Genomic DNA, 23,544 nt, shown 5'->3' with positions numbered 1-23,544 from the left:
CATGAAACCGCCTCGACACGACACCTGGCCACAGGTTTTCGGGCCGAAGGCTTCACGACACCGCGGGTGGGGCGCGTGCCGGATGTCGGCTGCCGCGCCGTGAACGGCCTCAGGGGATGCGGAGGAACGTGATGCGTTCGGCGGTTTCGATCATCTGGCGGGCGAAGGCGGCCGAGTCGAAGACGGAGGGAGACACCCTCAGGGTCTCCGCCATCGCGTTCGCCAGGGCCGTGACGGGCACCGTTCTGGACGCGCCGAGCGTCTGGGACGGGATCGACGGGCCCGGTGAGCCGTCGGCGGCGCGCAGGGTCTTGCCGAACCGGCCCGTGGCCTGGCCTTCGGGTGACGGCTCCACGCCGAAGTGCTGTTCCTCGGGAGGTTGGCGCAGGTCGAGGCGGCCCAGCACGCCTTTGAAGAGGCAGAGCAGGACCGTCGGCGACAGCCGTTCGAGTCGCAGCAGCGGCAGCGGCTCGCTCTCGTCGGCCGAGGCGTACCCGTCGACGAGCAACCCCGGATAGCCCGGTACGAGGTCGGAACGGATCAGCGCCCCGGTGACCTTCGAGGTGTCCACCGGCGGCGGCCTCAGCCGGTCCCGGTCGGCGTCGGCCCTGGTGACCCGGCCGACGCTCGTCGCCCCGTCCAGCAGATGGGCGATCCAGCGCGGGTCGAGCCGCAGGAAGCGGATCGTCTCGACGGGCAGCAGCCGCTCGTCCGGCACGAGGTAGCGGTAGGGCACCCCGCGCAACCGCGCGAGATCGTCGAGGAAGGACCTCACGTCGTCGGGCATCGCGTCGTCGATGCCGGCGATCTCCAGCGGGTGGCCGGACGGCTCGTCGCGCCCTTCGGCCATGGCCCGTCGCCGCTTCCAGGTGTAGACGCTTCTCGCCACCGCGGCGTGCTGCAGCGTGAGCAGCCGTCCCAGCTGCCACGCCGCGGCGTAGCCGATGTCGAGCATCCCGGCCGACGGGTGGTAGCGCAGCAGCTCGTCCGGCGTGCGAACGCCGAAGCGAGTGTCGGCTGGGGAGTCGCCGGTGACGAACGGCCCCCGGTACCACGACGCCGTCCGCCCGCCCTGCCGCAGCGTGTGCGCGACGGGCACGTACCCCTGGCGCAGGAACGGCTCGGCCGCCGGCTCCCCGCTGTCGGGCAGCCGGAATGGCCGCCCCTCGTGGGCCAGCGCCCGGACCAGGTAGGGGAAGGTGGACTCCTTCGCCACGCAGGAGAAGCGCCAGCCGGCCAGCGTCACCAGGCGTACCAGCGCTCCGGGCGTGTCCGGTCCCCCGTCGAACCCCGAGGCACCGTAGCGTCCCTCGACCGAGACGAGGTGGACGGTGGAGGAGACCCCCGGTGCGGGAAGCCGGTTGGCGATGACGACCGCGGTCTCCTCACCGGCCAGGCGGACGTGCGCGAGCCGTTCCAGGTCGCTGCGGCTCGGCATGATCGAGACCAGCAGGGAGCGCGGCACGTCGATCACGTTCACCGGGTCGGACCCGTTCTGTCCCCGCTCCAGGACCGGCGCCGGAATGTAGGCCCCTCCCGAGGCGAGCGTCCCGAGCGTGACGGTCTTGCGTATCGGCTCCTCGTCCCCGCTGAACACCAGCAGGGCGAGCCAGGGCGGTGCCGTCGCCGGCGTCCCGGTCTGCGCCGTCGCGCTCCGTTCCCACGGCAGCGTCGCCCGGTCGAGCACCATGTGGGGCAGCACGGCGGAGTGTTCGCCGAGGCTCCCGTTCGGCGGGAACACCGACCGCACCGTCCCCGGTGTCAGCGTGAACCTTTCCCCGCTCACGCTGAACGTCCGGGTCGTCTCGAAGGTGGTGGGATCCACTTTCGTCGCCGGAGCGACGCTCCTCAGGTCCTGCGTGGCCTTGATCGTGTAGTCGCCCAGCGGCAGGGACGGCCGCCGGTACGCCAGGAAGGTCAGGTCGTCAGCCATATGAGCCCACCTCCGGGGCCTGAAGGAAGTCGGTCGCGCTCAGCCCGTTCAGGTCGATCCCCAGGCCCGGTAGCAGCTTGCCCGCGATGGCCGAGCGGGCCCGCGCCCCGGCCGCCAGGTCCAGCCTCTGGTCGGCGGCCCGGGTGAACGCCGACGGCTTCGTCCAGGAGAAGGCCGGGTCGCTGAACAGGGACGTGGCGGCCCTCAGCCTCGACAGCGGAAGGCTCTGGATCGTCGCCGGTTCCCGTGGTGGGTTCGGCCGGACGACGTACCCGGTGAGCAGGTCGTCGCGCAGCGCGGGCTCGCCCAACGACGGGGTGAGCCGGTCGCCCCACAGCGCGGCGGGCAGGCTCTTGCCGACCGGCTCGAACCGGAAGGCGGAGTTCACCGTCTCCCCGCCACGGGTGACCTTGATCGTCTGGACCGAGGTGAACGTGCCGGGGGCGGCACCCACCGGCGCGATCCCGAACGGCGCGGCCCCGGTGCCCTCCAGCGCGGTCCCCGCGGAGGTGGCCGAGGTGGCGGGCACGGCCGAGTCGACGAGCAGTTCCAGGCCGGCCGGGTCGACCGTGCCCAGATGGGTGCCCGAGGAGTCCTTCGGCGAGCCGCCGCGCGACACGACCGTGACGACGTCGGCGTCCGCCGGCAGCTGCGCCGCCCTGAACCGGCCCCACGGAACGGGCCGCGCCGACGTGCCGGACGAGGACCCGAACGAGATCGTGAACGAGATGACGTCCAGGTCGATCGTGGCCGTGCCGCCGAACTCCGGCCCCCAGAACCGCACGTCGGTGCCGACGTGCGCGGTGATCGTGTGGGTGCCCAGGAACTCGAACGTGTAGGAGGCCCCGACGCCGATGCGCAGCCCGGCCTCGTAGTGGTAGGGCTGCCAGGCGATGAGGAAGTCCATCGCCGCGTCGAACCAGGCCCGCAGCGACCCGTCCTCGTAGACGGCGCTGAGCGCGGCCCCGGCCATCAGCGCGCCGGGGGTGAGCGCGTAGTAGGCCGAGCCCTTCATGCTGAGCTGCGGCGTGACCTGCCAGGAGAATCCCAGTCGCGGGACGGCCGGGTAGTGGTCGGGCACGTCGAAGTGCGGGTGGTAGCCGCCGACGCTGAGCACGAAGTCGCCCCGGTGCTCGTCGCCGAACCAGGTGACGAACGCGAACCCGCCCGTCAGGCGGCACGCTCGCGACAGCAGGTAGGAGTTGGACGTGAGCTGCGCCTGCAGCGAGAAGTACCCGTCGTCCGGCGCGAACCTCGCCCTCAGCGCGAGCTGGATCTCGGCGACGGGCGTGACCCCCGCCTGCGCCGCGTCCAGCACCGGCAGGACCAGGGTGGACAGGCCGAGCACGTTCATCTCGAAGCGGTGCCCGAACTGGGCCGTCACCAGCAGGAACGAGTCGATCATCTTGAACGAGGTGAAGTGGACGCCCGCCGCGAGGAAGAGGTCGCCGGGCGAGGGCGGCAGGTCCTCCTCCAGGCGGGCCAGCTCGGTCGCCAGGGTGCCCGGTACGACCGCGCCGATGGCCTCGGCCACCAGCGGGAAGTCGGCGATCCTCTCGACGGGGGGTGCGACGATCCTGCGGTTGTAGCCGAACCCGGCCGCGATCCCCTCGACGAAGAAGAACGCGGGTCCTCCGACCGGGTAGTCCAGGAAGGCGTACACGAACAGCGAAGGCCCCTCGGGCAGCTGCATGTAGGAGCCGAGCGCGCCGACGGTGAACGTCTCGGTGCCGATGACGGCCTTGCCGCTGTAGGCCGCCAGGCTCTTGCCCTGGTACGTCACGGTGTTCGCCAGGAACGCCCCGCTCACCGTGACCGGGCCGCCGCTGTAGGAGACGCCGAGCCCGGCCAGGCCGAACGTCGGCGGGGCGGTCGGGTCCGCGAGCGACACCGCCGCCGACAGCCCGTCGCAGGTCAGCGTGAGCCCGCCCGCCGAGATCGAGGCGTCCGCCAGCACGACGAGCCGCGCGGGCCGGTCCGGAACGTGCTCGTAGGCCAATCCCACCCGTTCGACGTGGACCGGCCCGAAGTCGGCCTGCGCCCTGTACCACAGCACGTCGTCGGCGGTCTTCGCCTGCGTCGGCGTCACCTGGGCGGGCGTGCCGACGGGCAGCGTGACGGCCCGCTCCAGCGGCCCGAGCCGCAGGTGTCCGCTGAAGGCGAACCCCTTGGGGTACTCCTCGGCCTCCAGCCGCGCCACGCCCGGCGGCAGGATCGCGTTCAGCGCGGTGACCTGCTCGGGGGTGAGCGTCCCCGTGGTGGCCAGGACGCGCAGCGGGTCGAACCCGACGACCTGGTCCCCGCTCAGGCGCGGCCCGACGACGGGCAGCTTGGACAGATCCACCGTGGCGGTGAGGTCGACCTCGAAGACGTGGGTGTCGCCCTCGACGGCGAGCAGCGCGTCGTCGACGCCCACCACGATGTCGTCCGGGATGCCTGCCGCGGCCGAGGGCACCAGCGCCGCGACGAGTTCCCTGAGCGTGGGCGCGGTGCCGCCCCGCCGGTAGGTGGCCGCGAACCGGTTCGCGTCGGCCTGCCGCGCGAAGTGCACCCCGAAGTCCAGCTCCAGGCCGGGCCTCACCAGGACCGCGATCGCCCCGTCGTACGTGCCCGCCGACGTGTCGATCGCGACGCTCAGGTCCACCTCGGTCGTGTCGATCGGGAAGCGCATGCCGGCGGTGAAGAGGAACCGCGCGGTCCTCGTCGCGAAGGAGGCCGCCAGGTCGTGCACGGTGAGCCCGGCCAGCGGCGCGGGCAGCGGCGGAGCGCCGAACCGCGCCGACAGCGAGCCGATCATCTCGCCGATCGGCAGTCGCTGACCTGGCCTGCTGCCGCCCTCGAACCTCCAGCCTTCGGCGGCGTCGTAGGTCGCCGAGACGTACACCCCGACGGTGGAGACCAGCAGCGCCGCCGAGGAGGCGAACGTGACGTCGTCCTCGATGTCGAAGGCGAACCTCAGATCCTCCAGCATCACGCCTTCGGCGATCCTCCACTGCCCGTCCACCTCGAGCACCGCCGAGACGGTCAGCGGGTTCGTCCCCGAGGGGAGCACAGCCGACAGGTCGAAGTGCTCGACCTTGAGGTCGGGCAGGTGGGTCGCGTCGGTCTCGTTCGTGAACTCCCGCCAGACCTCGCGGATGCTCAGCGGCGGGTCACCCTCGCGCAGGGCGCCGCCGAGGGCGAGGGAGTCGCCGAGCCCCGCGCCGATCTCCAGGGTGCCGTGCTCGCCGATCCCGAACAGGCCCGCCAGTCCGACGGTGACGCGGGCCTCGCCGAGCGGGTCGTCCACCCGGAAGGTGAGGTCCACGGCCTGCACGACGAACAGGCCGAGATCCCACTCGTGCGACGTCTGCAGGGTGAGCGAGACGTGGGAGATCATCCGGGTGGCCTTCGGCGTGACCCGGACGGTGAGGTCGCGGGGCACCACCGGGGCGGTGACCTCGACGTCGAAAGGGATGTCCAGCGAGCCCTGCCCGAGGAAGGCGGCGATCTCCTCGAAGGCGGCCTCGCCCAGCTCTCCGAGGTCGGCCTTGAACACAAGGCTCTCGCCCCAGCCGAAGACGTCGGCGCCGATGAGCACCTGGTGCGTCGTGCCCGACGCGGTGAACGGGATGGCGCCGGTCAGCGCGATCCGGCCTCGTGGGTCCATGTCGCCGGTCGCGTAGTTCAGCCACGGGTCGGCGAAGATCTCGTACCGCAGGTCGGTCAGGGTGAGCAGCCCGAGGTCGAGGGTGCGGTCTTCGGGACCGTAGAGCACGATGTCCGGTACGGGGGTGATGTCCAGGCCCAGCCCCTCGATCTCGGTGACCATCTCGATCTCGCCGGTCACCGCGTGGACCGCGCCGGGCATCATCAGGTCCAGCGGCGCCATCGGGGTGGTGATGATCAGCGTGCCGGTGAAGGCGAGCCCGGCCGAGGTCAGGTGGAGCGCCGGGCGCCGGAATCTGAGCGTCTCGAAGAGGGTGGCCTTGAGCACGGGGTAGGCCGTGACGAACGTCCAGCTCTCGTCGCCGGTCCCGGTGATGTCGACGGTGACCGCCGAGCCGTCGCTCGTGAAGGTGGCGGTCACCGCGAGGCCGGTGAACGGGCCGCTCGTGCCGGTGCCCGTCACGGTCACGCCGTTCGCGAGCTCGGTGCGGCCGGTGACGGCGCCGAGGGTGAACCGTTCCCCGAGGTGGGCCGAGAGCAGGGGCGAGCCGAGCGTCGCGACGTCCAGGTCCAGGGCCGTGCCCCCCGCGCGCAGGGCCGCTTTGAGCTGTTCGGGCGTCATCACTTGTTGTCCTTGGCGAGGATCGAGTACGGCCAGGTGCCGTAGGAACCGGTGATGTAGACGGGCAGTTCGGTCTTCATCGACTCGGCGTTGTAGCTGTTGAGGCCACCCGGAGCCCAGAAGTACAGGGTGTGTTCGGGGATCTTCTGCGCCGTCGCCATCACGGCCATGTACCGGTTCAGGACGGTCGCGGAGGGCAGGTGGTGCATCTTGATCTGCTTGCCCGCGCTCACCAGGAGCTGCTTGGGCTTGACCTTCTTCACGTACGCGGGCAGGGCGGAGGTGTTGTCGCTGGCGTGGTGGCTCGCGGTCGCCAGGTCGACGCCCTCGATCCTGGCCGAGTGGTAGTCCACCACGTACTGTTCGGTGTTGAGCGTGGCGTCCCCGGACATCAGCAGCCGCTTCTTGCCGAACACCTCGATGAGGACCACCAGGCTGCCCCGGTTCGCGGGCGTGCTGTGGTCCTTGTGCGTGATCGTGTTCACGTTGCCCGACAGCAGCGAGATCTTGCAGTCCGGCTCGTCGAGGATGAGGATGCCGCCCTTGCCGTCGAGCACGCCGCCCAAGGGCGGGTCCCCGCCCTTGGGCGGGGCGAGGACGGGCACGCCGTTGAGCGCGATCACCTGGTCGCCGCCGTTCTCGTGGTGGTCCACCTCGAAGATGAGGTTCGTGTCGGCGGCGTGGTTCACGATCCACCCGCTGGTGGACCCCTTGGCGTAGTCGACCCGTTTCTTGCTGTGGTAGACCTTCAGGAAGCTGACGCCGTCGTCCATCACTGCCGAGAGCTTGTTGTAGTGGTCGGCGTCGGGATGGGTGAGGATCAGCAGGTCCACGGTGTTGCTTCCCTTGAGAAACTTCTCGTGGTTGAGGGTCCCGCCGATGACCCGCCGCAGGGCCTCCTTGTCTCCCTCCGACTCCCCCTCCTCGTCCTCGTCGGCGTCCGGCAGGTCCTCCTCGTCCGTGATCACCTCGCGGTACGAGTCGGAGCCGCAGTCGACCATCACGATCCGGCCCTGGGGCGTGCACATGATCGTGCAGTCGCCCTGGCCCATCTGGACGAACGCGGCGTGGAAGTTGACGTCGTTCCTGGTTCCGGGCTTGGAGGCGGGCCGGGAGGCTATCTCCCTGGCGCGCATCTGCGCTATGAGCTTGGCCTTCTTCCTGGCCGCCTCCTCCTCTTCCTTCTTCATTCTTGTCACGTTCGGGCTTGGTCTTGCTGCGCGTCGAGATGCTTCCGTAGCCCTTGCTCGCGCTCTTGATGTCCGTACGGTCGCGGGAGTTCTTCGGCATGTCACACCTGCTCGGGAGGAGAGGTCTCAGGAGGGGAAGTCGATGCGCCAGCGGCCCTGGTTGATGCGGGTCTTCTGCCGCCAGGTGTAGACGTAGCGCCGGTCGTTGTCGCGCGGCTCGTAGTCGGCCGCGTAGGCGTACTCGCCCTGTTTGGTGTTGTAGAGGTCGAACTCCAGCTGTCCCGAGGCGAGGCGCTGCAGGATGCGCAGCTCGTTCTCGCCGATGGTGACGCCGCCGATCCGCAGGTTCTGACCGACGAAGGTCCTGGCGATGACGTCGACGAGCTGGTCGACAGGGATGTTGCCGTCCTTGAAAACGATGCCCTCGGGGCGGCCCTCGATCCGGTGCCAGAACTTGTTGGCGTGGTGGAAGCGGATCGTCGGGTACGTGACGGCCGTGCCCGGCGTGTCCTCCTGGAACAGCTCCAGATACAGCGTCTGCCCGCTCGCGCCCTGTGAGGTGTCCCTGCGCAGCTGCAGGTGACCGCTGTCGTTCCTGATCGTCACCTTGCCGCCCAGCGGGCCGGGCGTGCCGAAGCCGATCTGGTCGGTGCCGAGCGGGTTGATCAGCAGTGGCCGGGCGCCACCGGACTGGATCCAGGAGTAGGTCTGGTGGTGGCCGATGCGCAGGTGCGCCTGGTTGGTCGGGCCGACGATCACCGCGCCGCCCAGCGAGTCCTGGTTGACGTGGACGACGTGCAGCTTGCCCTGCGGGGAGCCCACCGGGCCGATGCCCACGGCGTCACCCCTGGGGTTGAGCAGCAGAGGCCTGGAGCCGTGCGACTGGATCCAGGAGTAGTCCTGGTGGTAGCCCAGGCGCAGGTTCGACTGGTTGGTCGGCCCCAGGATCAGCGCGCCGCCCCCGGCGTCCTGGTTGGTGTGGACGATGTGCAGGCGGGTCTCGGGGGCGCCGGTGCCGATCCCGACGAAGTTGCCCAGCGGGTTGATCGCGAGTGGCAGCCCGGAGTGCGACTGGATCCAGGTGTAGTTGCGGTCGTAGCCCAGGCGCAGGTTCTGCTCGGACTTGCGGCCGATCACCAGCGCGTCGCCGTTGGCGTCCTGGGGGGTGTGGACGATCTGGAACCGGGCCTCGATCCTGTCCGCGGCGACGTTCACCCCGGCGGAGGACCGCGTGAACAGCAGTGGGGTGCGGTCCACCATCACGGTCGCCGAGCCGTCGGCGTAGCCGGGGATGTTCTCGTACTCGACGAGGATCGGGGCGTGTCCCGGTTTGGGCAGGGCGAGGATGTTGGTGAGGTCGAGCTCGATGTACTCGCCGGGGGCGAGCACGGTGTCGGCGGTGGGAGTGATCTCCCACGTCCTGACCTTGTCCGGGCGCTTCCTCGCGCTCCACCGGGTGCCGGTGACCGAGAGTCCGACGCCCCCGGCCGCGCCCACCTTGGTGAGCGCCCAGGGCGTCTTGTCGGCGTCCGCGCCGCTGTCGGCCTCGGCGTCGAACGAGATCTGGAAGGTCGAGGTCGGCAGGCTCTTCCGCAGCGGGATGCCCTTGCCGGTGCGCATCGTGTTGGCGATGTGCAGTCTCAGGCTGTTGGGCGTCGTGCCGTCGCTGAGCACCCGGTCGCCGCCGACGAGGCGGATGTCCAGCGGAATGTTGTGCAGGCCCCGATGGTTGATCACGTCCAGGTACCGCACCCGGTTGCCGGCCAGCGGCAGGGTCTGGCCGGAGTACCTGATGTTGCGGTGCTCCAGTTCCACCTGGGTGCCGTGGGTGCCGTCCGTGCCGTCGGCGTTGAGACCCGCCACCTCGACCGAGACGGTGCCGTCCGGCGGGATCGGCCTGGCGTTCTTCCACTGGAAGTACAGGGCCGTGCCGTCCGCCTCGGGCGCCATGGCCCAGTCGGTGGAGTTCAGGGTGGGGGTGAGCCCGGCGGCGAGTGTCCCCTTCCGCAGGCGCAGCGCGAAGTGGTAGGTGCTGGAGGACACGCCGGTGAGCGGCATCGTCTCCACCGTGCCGCGCGAGCTGTTGGTGAGCCGCAACGTCATCGTCTGGAGCTTGACGTCGTCGATGTACAGCACCGGCTGGTCGTCCTCGTTGACGAAGGCGAAGTCCAGGGGGTGCGACCTGACGAACATCTCCAGGGGCGGCTCGTCGTCGGCCATGTCCCGCAGGATCTCCGCGGCGGTCAGTGCCCTGTCGTACACCCGGAACTGCGCGACCAGCCCGGTGTAGGCCGCCGTGGCGTTACCCCATCCCAGGCAGAAGTCCTCCTGGTCGGCCACGCGCGAAACGCCCTGCCTGACCTGCTCCGCGACGAGCTCGCCGTCCACGAAGATCCGCGCGCTGGTGTTGTCGTGGGTGACGGCGACGTGCTTCCACGTGTTCGGCGGGACCACCCCGGCGTCGGTCGAGTGGCTGTCCAGGCCCCGGGTCGTGTTGAACAGGTGCTCAAGGCGCCCGTCGCCCTCCAGGCGCAACCGGATGTTGGGCGACCGCTTGCCGAACACCGCCGTGGTGCCGCCCCCGGGCCAGTTGATCCACGCCGAGAGGGTGTAGGTGGTCAGGGCGAGGAGCGGCTGGCCCGCAGGCACGACCGCGTACTGGTTGCCGCCGCCCAGGCGCAGGCAGGCGAACTTCGGGTCGGTGACCATCGTCGGCGGCTCGACGAAGGTGCCCGTCAGCTGGTTGGGGCCGCTGTCGAGGACGGTTTTCTGCGGGGCCAGGGCGTCCAGCGGCCAGTGCAGGACCAGGGGGTCGCTCATCCGTGCCTCTCCTCGGGGACCGAGGCGAGGCCGAGCTGGCCCTGGGCCTGCTGCTGCACGGTGGCGACCAGTTCGAAGACCTGGGCGTAGGGGAGCGCGCCGAGCGCGTCGAGGATCTGGTTGACCTCGGGAAGCGTCAACGTCAGGTTGATCTTCTGCATGGAGGGGTTCCTCTACTCGGGGTCCGGGACTCGATGTCCGCGACATCGAGTCCCGGACCCGATGTCCGGGATTCGGGGGCCGGGATTCGGGGGCCGGGGATGAACTACTCGGTGTCCGGGATGAGCGTGAGCCAGCCCTCTCGGGCCGTCGGCAGGGTGGGGGCGCCCGCGTCGTCGTGGACGGGGTCGAGCGGCCTGTCGGTCCAGGCCGACGGGGTGCGCTCGCGCCAGCTCCACCGCTGCCCTGGGACGTCCGGCACGGGCAGCGCCAGGCTGTCGCCGTCCACGAGCACGGGTGCGGTGAACTCCGGGACGCGCAGCGCGTCCATCGCGGCGCGGTACTGTTCGGCGGGCAGGGTGGCCGTCTTGCCCGGCAGGAAGCCGGACGTGACGTGGATCGGGGCCCGGGGGTCGGCCAGCAGGGTGAGCGTGTACGGCGGCAGGTCGATCCCGACGGTGAGCGGCGGCGCCGTCGTGACGGGCAGGAACCCGCCGAGACCGGAGGCCGGAGCCGCTCCCTCGATCCAGTATCCGATGAGCCCGTCGTTCAGCCGGTCGGCCGCGCCGACCCGCACGGGCAGCGCGACGTTCTGGTAGCCGTTGGAGTCGCGGGTGCTGCGCCGCATGTCCTGCCGGAAGACGTTCCAGTCCTGGTGGACGGCGAGCGGCCCCATGACCTGGAGGTCGAGTTCGGCCCGCAGGACGGCGAGCGGCCGGGCGGTCAGCACGTCCAGGCTGTGGTCCTCGGGTTCGACGCCCGCCGTCAGCGTGTCTAGGCTCGACAGGAACTCCGCGAACGCGTCCGGGCCGAGCGCCTGGATCCGGGTGGCCACCGCCCGCAGGTGCGCGTTGCCGATCCCCGCGATGCCGGTGACCGTGCTGCCGGGAGAGGGCAGCCAGCGGGCCAGGTTCGCGTTGGACGGCTCCGGGCTCGCGGTGATCAGGCCGAGCCGGCCACCGTCGCCGTCGTAGAAGGCGAGGCCGTCGTCCAGGTCGTCGGGGACCAGCCAGCCGCACACCGGGGAGGTCACCGGCACGTCGTTCATCTCGCGCAGTTCGTGGTCGGAGTCCAGCCAGCGGAACGACAGCCGGGACGGCTGGGCCAGCCGCGGCGGCATCGCGGCCCAGCCGGGACGGTCGGGAACGCGCATCCGCGTCGTGGTGACCGCGGTGTCGGTGTCGATGTCGCAGGCCAGCCCGAAGTTGTCGACGATCCGCAGCCGGTTCAGGCGCATCACCCCGGCGCGGATCGGGTTGAACCCCGACAGCGGCTCCGGCGCGTGCCGGGTGTTCTCGCCGACGGCCCGCGCGACCTCCGCCGCGAACCTCTGGTAGTCGGGGAAGCCGAGCGGGTCGGCGATCGGGAGCTGGTGGGTGAGCCGCCGCATGAGCAGGGCGTCGTTGAAGCCGCCGAGCACCTGGGCGAGGTTGCCGCCCTCGTTCTCGGCCAGGTGCCGGTACATCGAGATGATCGTCTTGACACGGGTGTCCTCGCCGTTCTCGGCGTACCAGGTGATGACCGTGTCCGGGTCCTCCTGGAAGGCGGAGGGTTCGACCGTCGTCCCGTTCGCCTCGTTGTAGGCGGCGACGACGCTGCCCGCCAGGTACCGCAGGATGCGTGCCGACATCACCGGTCCGGCGCTCCGCGACAGGACCGTGGTGCCCGAGTAGACGCTCGCGCCCCGGGTCGGGGCCTCGTACCCGGGCCTGGTCCGCAGGTCCGCCTCGCCGGGGGCCAGCTCGTAGCCGTCGGTGACGAACGTCGGCGCGTAGACGGGGTCGTCCGGGTCGAGATTGTCACCGCCGCCGATGGCGAGAAACTCCGCCTCCCAGTGCAGGAGCACCGGGTGCCACGGGTTGTGCGCCCAGACGTCCGGCTTCAGGCCGAGCGCGGGCAGCTCCCGCTGGAGTGCGGTGGGGTCGCGCGGGTCGGCGACCGCGAGCACCCGGCAGGGCAGCAGGCCGTCCGGGCTGCCCTCGCCGTCCTGGCCGTGCCGGTCGGAGGGCGTGGCCACCTGGCCGGTCAGCAGCACGACCGGCTCGGCGGGCAGGTAGAACTGCGGCGCCGGGACGGTGCCGAGGACGAACGTCGCGCCGGACGGCCCCGCCGTCCGGGTGTTGTACGTCGCCAGGGCGGTTTCGAGGGCGGTACGGGCCGCGGTGACGGCGTCCCTCGGGCGGCTCAGGAGGTTGGTCCGCTCGTCCAGGTGGCCGATGTGCCGTTCGAGGTAGGAGCGCACCTCGTCGGGGTCGGGGTAGCTCTCGCGCAGGCCCGCGTTCGGGTAGGCGCAGATCATGTACCTGTACCAGTCGGCGAACAGCTGCTCGCGCAGGCCGGTCAGCGCCTCCTCGGCACGGTCGAGGTCCTCCTGCGCCGTGTTGAGCCCGTTGAGCAGGTCGCCGGCCTCGCGTGGCAGCGCCAGCGCCTCGCGCCGCTGGCGGGTGGCGGCGTCCGCGCCCGGTACGTCCTCCCGGTGGATCGTCCACAGCCGTCTCGGGGGCAGCGGCCGGAAGCCGTCGGCGTGCCGCTCCTCGGCCAGCTTGGCGCCGACGTCGAGCGGCTTGGCCTCCAGCTCGTCGGCGTAGGCGAGGGCTTCGAGCAGGTTCTCGGCCTCGTCGGGGGCGACCCCGTCGAGCACCGTCCCGAGGTGGGCGGCCAGCGCCTCGGTCGCGCTCGTGCCGACGAACACGCCGCCGTCCTGGTCGTACAGCAGCGGGCTGACGGCCCGGCCGTCCGGTCTGAAGATCAGCGACGCGTAGCACACCGTGGACGCCGGGCGGGCGCTGCCGTCCGGGACGCCCCAGCCGAACCCGTCCGCCAGCGCGGCCCGCCATCCGGAGCCGGTGGTCAGGCCGGCGAGGGTGTCCTGCGCGGCGGCCGAGAACCAGCCCGCGACCTCGTACTGGGTGCCGCTCGGCGGGCGGGAGCCGGTGAAGTCGGTGTCGTGGAAGCCGAACACGCTGTGGCAGCCCGGGTAGAAGGCCGCGAAGGCGGGATCGCCGTGCCCGGTCGCCGTCACCTGCGGCAGCCTGTCTCCCGGCAGGCCAGGCCGCCACGTCTCAAGGGGCACGGCCCGGCCTAGCCTGCGAAACGGGACGCCGCCGTCGGTCGCAGGGAACGCGATCCCGGCCGCGTCCGCCTCGTCCGGGGCGGCCAGGTAGTCGCTCTCGACCACCCAGGAACGTTCCAACGCCCCTTCCCGGCGACGCGTCACCAGCCACCGGTTCGGCACGGCGGGCACCCGCGTCCTCCCGTCCTCCTGGACGAGCCGGGTCAGCGCGTCCGGAAGCGACCAGTGCAGGTGCACTCCCGGCCCGAGCAGGAGGTCCTGGTCCTCGAAGGGGTCGGGGAGAATCTCCTCACTGATGTACGGGGTGCCTGGCCGGACGTCCCGTTTCGTAATGGGATCGACGTACGGCAGCCGGGTGAAGTCCACCGGCTCGACGACTCCGACCTCGTCCTTCAGATAGAGCGCCGCCAGACGCATCGGAACCACGAGCACATCAGCCATTACGCCCCTCTCGCCCCACTATCAGACCGACCGCCACACAATAACGATATGCACGTTATTCCGGGAAGACTGAAGTTCAAGGCTGTAACACGCAGAGAATTTCTCCGCAATTACCGAGAAGCCTCATTCACCTATCTTGCCCCGAGGGCCGGAGCCCTCCTCCAACACTTCTCACGACCCCTCTGAGCTGTGCCGACAATTCCCATCACCGACTTTTATGGATTCACCATTCGTCGATCCGCCCCCTACTGGTCTATCCGCTACAAATAGGATGAAAGCCTGACGCGGCCATTATTCACCCTTTTTGCCCGCACGGCGTTACGCGTCGCCCTGCGGCTCACGTCCGTGCCCGCCGTCCGGAGCATGACGAGCCCTCACGCCTCTTTCGTGAACGCGCTGGAAATCCCTGGAAACGAGGCGGCCCCGCCCATCCGTCATCGGCGCGTGCCCACTTTCAAAGAGGCAGAGGGGCGGGGCGTCAATGCGTCAGGGCGAAGACATCACCCGGTTCTCGACTCACCCGAGACACCGAGACGCGCTGAAATCATCGGGCTCGCCGGGGTCGCGGAAGTCACCACCGCACGCCACGTCAAGCCGGACGGCGTCTCCAGCCGCGAGCGGACCCCCACGGTCTCGAGCGCCCGGCGATAGGCGTTCGTCTGCCTCTGCGGTGATCCGGCCCGCCCCCAGAGATCGCCGATCTCACGCCAGAGCCTGGCCGACTGCCTGTCGGTGCGGGAGGCCGGCGTGGTGGCCGGATCGGCGAGCGCCTCCTGCGCCTCCGCCAGCGCCGGGCCGCCGTCCTTGGAGCGTGCCAAGGCGAGCTCGGCCAGGACCACGTACGCCATGGCCGGCACCGCCCCGCGCACACCGGTGAGCAGGCCGAGAGCCCGGTCCGACAGGTCGGCGGCGGCGTCCAGGTCACCGGCGCGCAACCGCACGCGGGAGAGCACGACCAGGCTCCGGGCGTGTTCGACCGCCCCGGGTGACAGGCGCGCGAGGACCTCGGCCGCGGCGGCGGCGAACCCGCCCGCCCGGTCAAGGCCGGCCCCCTCGGGACTCGCGGCGGTGATCCACGCCCAGCACATCGCGCTCCGGGCGTAGTCGGAGGCCATCCGGGTGGACCGGCCGGCTGCGATGGCGTCCTCCGCGAGCCGCAGGGCCAGTGCGGAGTCCTTCTCCGCCGCGGCCGCGCTGGCCTGCCACAGGCCGAGAACCTCCGGACCGCGGCCTGTGGCCTCGGGTACGCCGGACGCCGACAGCACGCGCTCGGCATATGCCAGGTCGATCTCCGTCTCGGCGAGCACCACGGCGAGGTCGAGAGCCAGGGCGCCCTGGTCGAGCCCGAGCCGAACGGCCTGCGTCAGAGCGTTCAGCCCGAGATCCCGGGCGCGTAGCGCGTCACCGGCCCGGTGGTAGCAGCGGCAGAGCGCCACGACGACCGGCAGGTCGGCAAGGCGCTCGGGATGCGCCGCGGCCTCGCGGCGAAGCCGCTCGTACGCCTCGACCGCCTGCGCCGTGTGCCCCTGGGCCTCCAGCGCACGAGCCTGGCCGAACCTCGCCTGCGCGGCGAGAGCGACGTTGTCGTCACCCGCGGCCCTGACCGTCTCCGCGAAACGATCGGCCGCCACGGCCGGATCCCCGTGGTACAACTCCAGTTCGGCGTGGCGCAGGGCGAGCCCGGTGTCGACGCGCTGGTGCGGCTCGATCCCGTGGAGCAGGAACTCGATGCCGCAGCCGAGCCGCTCGGCCAGCAGGCGCGTGACGTTCGGAGTGGGATTCCGCTTCCCCGACTCGATGAGCGAAACATAACTGTCAGACAGGTCGGGCCCGGCCAGCTGCGCCTGGGACATGTGCTTGCTCAACCGCAATCTGCGGATGCGGTCACCGATGCTTGCTTGACTGGCCATCAGCACACCTGTTCCGCCGGCGGCACGATGAGATCCACGCCCCACTCCTTACGCACGGTTTATTGTCAATTACAGTAGATCGTACTGCCCTTTGTGGCCAGCATTGTCGCGGTCCAAATGAGATCACGAACAGCTCACGGCCTCGCTGGGCGCCGCCATCGGATCGCAGCCGTGCGCGCGACCGCGACGGTCGTGGCCCGTCTCTGACTCCGTCTGAGATCCCCGGCGCGGACGAGCGGTCATGACCGGGTGACGGGTCCGGGACCTCAGGCGGGTGTGAGGATCACCACCGGGATGTCGCGGTCGGTCCTGCGCTGGTAGTCGGCGTACTCGGCGTGAATGCCGACCATCTGCCGCCACAGCGCGGGCTTCTCCTCGGCGGTCGCGGTCCGTGCGAGGGCCGTGAACGTCCGGGCTTCCACCTGCACCTCGGCCTGGGGCAGGACCAGCAGGTTGTGGTACCACAGCGGGTGGTCGGCGGCCCCTCCGTTGGAGGCGACGACCACGTAGGCGTCACCGTCACGGCCGTAGATCAGCGGGGTGCGCCGGCGCACCCCGGACCTGCGGCCGACCGTCGTCAGCAGCAGTGTCGGCCGGCCGTGATAGAGGTGGCCCTCCGCGCCGTTCGACTCGACGTACCTGCGGGCGTGCTTGGCGACCCAACCGGTGGGGGAGTCGGTGATCTCATCGCTCATGCCGCGCAACGCTATCGGCCACCGGTGACATTTCTTGATCCGGTCCTTCCCGCCCGCACCCGCCAGGGCGTTCACCCGGGGGCGGCCGAACACCGGGGAGCGCCACGGATCCCGGTGCGGATGTCATCCGGCCTGTTCTCCGGTAGCGCGGTCGTCGTGCCAGGAGGCCCGGACCAGTGCCCGTTCCGTGGCCGTGAGATGGACGGCGGCGGCGAGCCACGTCCAGGCGTACGGGTCTCCGCCGGAGTCGACCAGGCGGCCGAACACATCGCGGGTGCGGCGGTCGGCCTCCGCGGTGAGCGCGTCGGCGAGGTCTGCGGCGGTCTCGAAGCCCACGCGGCGGAGCGCGGCCCGCCGGGCGAGGGCGTCGCCGTGCGCGGACTCCGCGACCGTCCGCCGGCCACCGGAGACGGCCAGCTCCACCAGGCGGCGCGCCCGCCACAGAGGTGAGGCCGCCACCGGGTCGGGGCCGGCCTCGACCGCCTCCTCCCGGGGCCGGCAGTCCTCGCGAGACGGGAGGTGGGAACCTCGCAGGCGGTCGTATCCGAGATCGGCGCGGTCCATCCACTCGGCGGGCAGGCGCAACGTCGGACCGGCTCCGGGAACCGGCCCGATCGCGAGCGGGCGCAGGGTGGCGGCCCTGTCGGGGTCCAACCTGCCGATCACCCGTACCCTCAGCCCCGGCCTGGACGCGAGCTGCCGCAGGTTGGCGACATGGGCCAGATCGGGATGGGAGTCGGCCGGCGCGAGCCGGATCAGCAGTCCGCTGAGGGGGCCGTCGGCGCCGGAACGTCCGGCGGACGCGGGAAACGCACCCGCTTCGCCACCCGGCTCCGCACGGGGCGTCAGCTCGCGGGCGAGTACCCGGTCTCCCTCGGCACCGACGATCACCAGGTCGCATCCGACCGGCTGCCCCGCTCCCCCTCCGTCCCGCGGACCGTCCCAGGGGTCCCCGGAGAACATCACGCCGGCGGTCTCGGCGAGCGGCCTGGCGAACAGTGCCGCCAGCGGCGAGGCCGACCAGGACAGACCGGCGACGGGGTTGGCCCGCACGCCGCGACCCGCGCCGAGACGGCCCTCAGGGGAGATCTCCGCGCCGGAGATCAGCAGTCCTCCTCTGGCCAGCCCTGCGTGGTCGAGAGCTGCGGCGCCGAGCGCGACCGTGGCGGTGGCGGCACCACGGGCACGCGCCGATCCTCCGGGCCTGACGTCGGCGATGGAGAACCAGCGGCCGTCCTCGGCGACGAGGTGGGTGACCACCCCTCCGTAGCCGGTGGCGCTGATCACCGGTTCCCGGCAGACCCCGTACACCTTCAGTGCCCCGCCTTGCCGGTAGGCGCGGCGCGCGGTTCCCACCAGGGCTGGATCGGGGTCGGCCGCGGCGAGCCTGCCCGCGGTCAGCAGAAGTTCCCGGAGCGCGGAGACCAGGTCGGCCAGGCGGTGGCCGTCATGGCGTGCGCGAGCCGCACGCAGACCGCGCACGACGCGCAGGGCGGCGGCCTCGGCCCTGTGCAGGCCCGCCAGCCTGGCGGTGTGAGCCGCGCGGAGCAGCTCCGCCTGGGGTACCGCTCCGGCACCGGGCACCCCGCCCGTGAGCACCGCGGCAGCGGCGTCCCACAACCCGGCCGCGGCGGCCATCTGCCTGGGTCCGGGCCCGGCCTCCCGGACGGCTCTCCCGGTCGTGTTCTGTGCGGTTTCCTGGCCGGGAACCGGGTCGAGGGGCGCGCCCGCCCCCGCGTCCGAACCGGATGACGCGTCGGCGACCGGCTCGGCGGTCGCCGGCAGGTCGGCTTCCGCGACCGGGCAGACGCTCAGTACGGCGGCGCGATGCAGGCAGCGGGGCGCGAGCAGACAGCCGCACCGGACCGCATCGGGGTCGGCGATCCTGCCCGAAGGCCCCGGGCTGAGGGTGACCACCGCGTCCTCGCCCCAGCTGATGGAGACGGTCCGCCCCGAGGCGGTGACGGCAAGCCCGGCGCAGCGCTCGATCGCCGCGTCGAGTCTCCTCCGCAGCCTGGGAGTGAGCTCCTCCACCGCCGAGGCGACCACGTGCGGCTCCACCGGTGGCAGTTGCCCTGCCGGGGAGGCGGGGACTGGCAGGTTCAACGGTTCTCTCCTCGGAGGCGGTCGCCCACCCAGCGGGCGAGGGCGAGCGGACTGAGTGCCGCGACGGGCATCCCGGCCGCGACGAGCTGCCGCGCGACGGGCACCGAGTAGCGCGGGGCCCCGGTGTCGTCCAGGGCGGCGCAGCCCAGCAGGTGCACGCCGGAGGAGACGAGGGAGCGGACCTCGCCGAGCAGCCCTCCGAGCGGATAGCCCTCCTCGAAGTCGCTGACCACCACGACGAGCGTGCGACTCGGCACGGTGACCAGGGAGCGCGCGTGGGCGAGCCCGGCGGCGATGTGGGTGCCGCCGCCGACCCGCACGTCGAGCAGCAGTGACAGCGGATCGGCGACCCGGCCGGTCAGGTCGATCACCTGGGTGGAGAAGGCCAGGAAATGGGTGGAGAGGGTGGGAACGCCTCCCAGGACGGCCGCGGTCAGCGCGGACCAGACCACCGAGGCCTCCATCGAGCCTGAGACGTCGACCACGAAGACCAGCCGCCAGTCGGCCTCGTCGCGTACCCGCGTGCTGAAGACCGGCCGCTCCGGGACGACGAGAAACCTGCCGTCGCCGGTCCTGCGGGTGTGCGCCAGGTTGGCCCGGAGCGTGGCGGGCAGGTTGAGCCGGCCGCCGGGGCGGCGGGTGGGGCGCGGCGTCGCCAGGCCGGCGAGCGCCGGGCGCATCCGGGTGGTCAGCTCCCTGGCCAGCTCGGCGACCAGGCGGCGGACCAGCGGACGGAGCCGGGCCAGCCGCTGCTCGGGCAGCCCGCCCGCCAGGGACAGGACAGAGGTCAGCAGCTCGATCGACGGGCGTACCGTGTCGGGGTCGAGCTCGGACAGTACGTCGGTCCGCCCGCTGTCGGCCGCACGGGCCAGCACCTCCTCCCGCACCTCGGTTCCGAACAGGGCGTCGAGCTCCGCTGCCCACTCGCGGGCGGAGGGAAAGGACACGCCCTGCCCGCCGCAGTCGCCGCCGGGCCCGAAGTCGGCTGCCCCCTCTCCCCTTCCCATCCCGTACAGCTCGTCCAGGGCGTGCGCGTAACGCCTGGCGTCGGCGGGCAGCCGCCCGGACTCCCTGCCGAGGAGCAGCCGCCACCGATCGGCCGGAGCGAGGCGCCGCGAGGCGGCCTCCCGCTCCGCCGCGGGCACGGCAGGGAGCACCGGCTCCGTCCTTTCCGCAGGCACGGCCGAAAGGTCCGGCTCCCCGGCGACCGTGACCGCCTCGCCCGGCGGAAAGAGACCGGGTACGCGGAATCGCAGGGTTTTCAGCGCGGTCAGCCCGGCGACATCCGCGGCGGTCCAGAGGGCCAGGATCTCGGACGGGGCGCTCAACGCCAGGTCGAGCCGGTCGCCGAGACGGTCGGTCACGGCTCGCAGCAACCGGTCCCGTGCCGCCGGGGTGAGCGTGTCGAAACCACCGCGCAGTGCGGGAAGACGGTCCAGGAAGTCCTGGTCGCTGAGACCGTCGACGCGGTCGAGCAGCGGGTCGAGAGCCTCGGCGGCCGACTCCAGGAGCGGGCCCGCGGCGACCAGCAGGCCGGCGATCGCGCGGGACAGACGGTGGCGGCCCTCCGTACCCGTGGCACCGTCGACCCATCCCGCGATTCTGACCCCGAGGGTGCCGGGCGCGTCCAGGTCGAGCAGGATCCGGGCCGCGAGCGCGGCTCCCTGGACGAGCGGTGAGCCGGTGCGCGTGAGAGTGCTCAGCGCGTCGTCGAGACGCAGGCCGAGCCGGTGCTCGGCGGAGCGGGTGGCGAGCGCTGTCAGGGCGGTCGCGTCCTCGGGCCGGTCACTTCCGGCCAGCCCTGGCAGGGACCGTACGGCGGCCTCCAGCAGGGTGCCGAACAGCTCCGCGGCCCGCTTCCGGCTCTCCGGTGTGGTTCCTGGAAGATGCTCGCGGCGCAGCGCCTCCAGCAGGTCGAGGGCCCCGAGCAGGTCGGGCAGCCCCGCGGTGGCGGGGAGCACGGCGGCGGCGTCCTCGATGCGGTCCGCGACCAGGTCCCGCAGATCGCAGACGGCCGCGGCCCGCAGCCCCGTGAGAATCGCCGAGCAGGTGGGGCCGCCCTCGGCGGACTCCCCGCGGAAGGTCTCGCGCAGCGTCCCCGCGGCTGCCAGAGCCGCGGTGACGCCTCGGACGCCCGCCAGGTCCAGCAGTGCGGCGACCGAGGGGGTCCAGGAGAGCGACCAGCGGGTGGTGAGTGCCGTCGCGTCACCCGTGCCCGCCACCTCGGCCTGCCGACCGTACCCGGTTCCGCACACCAGCAGGCGTTGCAGCAGGATCTCACGGCGGCGGTCAAGATCGGAGCGGAGCGGGTCGAGACGGATCTCTCGGGGATCCGGATCACCTGGGTGGGGCAGCCGCAGCTCCGCCAGTTCGGCCTCGACCGCGGGGCCGAGCCCGGAACGGGGCGTGCCCGGCGCGATCCTGCCGCGCTCGGTGCCGACGAGCACCGTCTCAAGGGCGCGGGCGAGCGCCCGGCCGCGCCCGAGAGGTTCGCCCTGGCCGAGCACCGTCGTCACCGCCTCCAGCAGCTCGCCGCGCCCCGGCGCGGGCAGGCCGCGCAACCGGGCCAGGTCGCAGGCCAGCCGAAGCGTCTCCACGGCCTCGCCGGTGCCCGCCGTGTGCCCAGCGGCGCGCAGTTCGCGGCAGAGCTCGGTGATCGTACGGGCGGCGGCGTCCCTGACCTTTCCGGGGTCGCCGCCCGCGGCGAGAACCGCCTGCTGCCAGCGCGGGTCACGGATGCCCGCCGGGTAGCCGGACCTGGAGTCGAGCAGGTCGAAGGCGTACGGGACGAGGGACATGGCGGGCGAGGGATCCTTGGCCGCCGGCGCGTCGGGAGCGCCGGTGCGCCGCCCCGGGTCCGCCCGGTCGGGAGCGAGCAGGGCGGGGGCGTGGAAAGCGCCGATCACGGCGGCGACCCGCCGGCCGCCGGCGGCGGCCCCGGCGAGTACTCCGCGCATGTGCGCCTCGCGGACCAGGTCACCGGGCGGCACTCCGCCCGAGGCCTCCGCGTCCTGTCGCAGCGCCCAGCCGACACCCAGCGCCGCCCGGCGTACCGCCTCGGGCGGGCAGCCGGGGGCGAGCACCTCGACTGCGCGGTCCCACATGTCGTCCCCCTCCCGGCCCGTGACCGAGGCGGTGAGAGCGTCGGCGAAGGTCCTGGCCCGCGGCGCCTCCGTCGCGTCCGGCCGGGCCCGGTCACTCTCCGACCAGCCGGGGTCGGAGATCGGAAGGTCGCAGCAGAGCACCTCGGCCCCGCGTTCACGCGCCCAGCGAACGGCGGCCAGCTCCGGCGAGAAGTCGGCGAACGGGTAGAACCCGAGCCGCCCGTCGCCGCGTGTCCCGGCCAGGGCGACCGGTGCGAGGGTGGCCGGATCCGCCAGGTGGACCAACCACGGCTGGAAGTCGGCGGGCAGCTCGACGCAGACCACCTCCGCTCCGGCGGCGGCGAGCAGTGCCGGAACCGCCGCCGCCAGCGCGGGGCTGTGGTGGCGCACGCCGAGCAGGTAGGGCCGCGTGGCCCCGGCCAGCGCGTCGACCGCCTCCCGGGGATGGTGGCCGGTCTCCGCCCCGGTGCCGTCCTGCCGCGGGGCCGCATCCGAGACCTCGGAACCCTGAGCCGTCGTTTTCCGGATATGCGCATCCCTCGCGCTCTGAGCACTCCTCTGCCGGTCGCCTGTCAACGCAGGTTCTCCCGCAGGTCCCAGAGGCGACGCCACATCGCGGAACCGTCCTCGGCGCGGCGTCGCACCGGGCCGTCCCAGTAGCCGAGCAGTCGCGCGTGGTCGGCCGGGTCGTCCTTGCGAACCACACCGAGCAGGTGACCGGGCATCAGGTCGAGGACGTCCCCGCCGGGGAGATAGGCCGCCGCCACCCCGAGGGAGGCCGCCACCTGCACCGCCTCGGCGGTGGACATCACGGTCCCCGGCCGTTCCACGTCCCAGCCCTCGGCCGAGCGGCCGGAGCGCAGGTCCCGGAAGACGGTGACCAGGGCGTCCAGCACGGCGTCGTCGACGCCGAAGGCCGCGCCGGCCCGGCGCACCACGGCGGTGGCCTGTCCGCGCACCAGAGCGGCCTCGGCGGCGGGGTCGGCGATGGGGGCGACCGTCTCGAAGTTGAACCGGCGCTTGAGCGCCGCCGACATCTCCGAGACCCCCCGGTCGCGCAGGTTGGCCGTGGCGATCACGGTGAAGCCCGGGGCCGCCGAGGTCAGCGCGTCGGGCGTGCCGGCGAGTTCGGGCACGCTGAGACGACGGTCGGACAGGATCGACACCAAGGCGTCCTGCACCTCGGGCAGGCAGCGGGTGATCTCCTCGATCCGGACGACCCGCCCGGATCGCATGGCGGACAGCACCGGGGAGTCGACCAGCGCCTGGCGGCTCGGCCCCTGAGCCAGGAGCAGGGCGTAGTTCCAGCCGTAACGGAAGGCGTCCTCGCTGGTGCCCGCGGTGCCCTGCACGGTGAGCGCGCTCGTGCCGCAGACGGCGGCGGCGAGCAGCTCGGACAGCATCGACTTGGCGGTACCCGGCTCGCCGACCAGCAGCAGGCCGCGCTCACCGGCGAGGGTGACCACGCAGCGTTCCACCAGGGAGCGCTCGCCGACGAACTTGGGGGCGATGACGAGCCGGGCGGGCAAGGCGGAGCCTTCGTCCTTACTCGGCTGCCGGGATCTGGGCGGTTCGAGGGCCTGCCCCTCGCTGCCGCAGACGAACGTGACGACCGCGCGCGGGGTCAGCGACCAGCCGGGGGGCCGGGGGCCGTCGTCGTGGGCGGCGAGGAAGGCGAGCTCGGCGGCGTGCCGTTCCTCCGCCGGTAGCGTCTGCCGGCCGGAGGGAGCCGGGGAAACCGTCTGTTCGGTCATGGTCATCGGGGAAGATCCTTCTGTCTGTCGTGCTGCCCGGCCGGCTGGAACGCACAGGGCGATCCCAGGCGCGTTCCAGCCGGCCGGTC

Annotated in this window: 11 protein-coding genes; all 11 read right to left on the bottom strand. The window is 72.1% G+C overall.

Annotated features, from left to right (window positions below; genetic code table 11):
• Positions 1–109 precede the first annotated feature (109 nt).
• Positions 110–1,933 (bottom strand): hypothetical protein, encoded by a 1,824-nt coding sequence (locus AB0J58_RS09685; RefSeq protein WP_364212654.1) that lies wholly within the window; start codon positions 1,931–1,933, stop codon positions 110–112.
• Positions 1,926–6,203, bottom strand: coding sequence for a DUF6603 domain-containing protein (locus AB0J58_RS09680; protein ID WP_364212651.1), 4,278 nt, complete (start codon positions 6,201–6,203; stop codon positions 1,926–1,928). Before AB0J58_RS09680 ends, AB0J58_RS09685 begins: the two co-directional genes overlap by 8 nt.
• Entirely contained in the window at positions 6,203–7,393 is a 1,191-nt protein-coding gene (locus tag AB0J58_RS09675) for a hypothetical protein (RefSeq protein WP_364212648.1), read from the bottom strand. Before AB0J58_RS09675 ends, AB0J58_RS09680 begins: the two co-directional genes overlap by 1 nt.
• 126 nt (positions 7,394–7,519) lie before the next feature.
• Positions 7,520–10,213: a LamG domain-containing protein gene (locus tag AB0J58_RS09670; protein ID WP_364212646.1), complete on the bottom strand. Its 2,694-nt coding sequence runs from the start codon at positions 10,211–10,213 to the stop codon at positions 7,520–7,522.
• Positions 10,210–10,374, bottom strand: a complete 165-nt coding sequence (locus AB0J58_RS09665; protein WP_343965065.1) for a hypothetical protein — start codon at positions 10,372–10,374, stop codon at positions 10,210–10,212. Before AB0J58_RS09665 ends, AB0J58_RS09670 begins: the two co-directional genes overlap by 4 nt.
• Before the next feature lie 104 nt (positions 10,375–10,478).
• Positions 10,479–13,886, bottom strand: coding sequence for a hypothetical protein (locus AB0J58_RS09660; RefSeq protein WP_364212643.1), 3,408 nt, complete (start codon positions 13,884–13,886; stop codon positions 10,479–10,481).
• A gap of 500 nt (positions 13,887–14,386) precedes the next feature.
• Complete coding sequence (locus AB0J58_RS09655) at positions 14,387–15,796, bottom strand: helix-turn-helix transcriptional regulator (RefSeq protein ID WP_364212640.1); 1,410 nt, start codon at positions 15,794–15,796, stop codon at positions 14,387–14,389.
• A 266-nt stretch (positions 15,797–16,062) separates the two neighbouring features.
• Positions 16,063–16,491, bottom strand: a complete 429-nt coding sequence (locus tag AB0J58_RS09650; RefSeq protein ID WP_343976874.1) for a nitroreductase family deazaflavin-dependent oxidoreductase — start codon at positions 16,489–16,491, stop codon at positions 16,063–16,065.
• Positions 16,492–16,614: 123 nt separating this feature from the next.
• Positions 16,615–18,597, bottom strand: coding sequence for a hypothetical protein (locus AB0J58_RS09645; RefSeq protein ID WP_364212637.1), 1,983 nt, complete (start codon positions 18,595–18,597; stop codon positions 16,615–16,617).
• Positions 18,594–22,277, bottom strand: a complete 3,684-nt coding sequence (locus tag AB0J58_RS09640) for a DUF5682 family protein (protein WP_364212634.1) — start codon at positions 22,275–22,277, stop codon at positions 18,594–18,596. Before AB0J58_RS09640 ends, AB0J58_RS09645 begins: the two co-directional genes overlap by 4 nt.
• Positions 22,274–23,461: an AAA family ATPase gene (locus AB0J58_RS09635; RefSeq protein ID WP_364212631.1), complete on the bottom strand. Its 1,188-nt coding sequence runs from the start codon at positions 23,459–23,461 to the stop codon at positions 22,274–22,276. Before AB0J58_RS09635 ends, AB0J58_RS09640 begins: the two co-directional genes overlap by 4 nt.
• Positions 23,462–23,544 lie beyond the last annotated feature (83 nt).

The sequence above is a fragment of the Streptosporangium sp. NPDC049644 genome, assembly GCF_040675205.1.
In the GTDB taxonomy this organism is placed as follows: domain Bacteria; phylum Actinomycetota; class Actinomycetes; order Streptosporangiales; family Streptosporangiaceae; genus Streptosporangium; species Streptosporangium fukuiense.
This window is presented reverse-complemented; position numbering and strand designations above follow the sequence as displayed.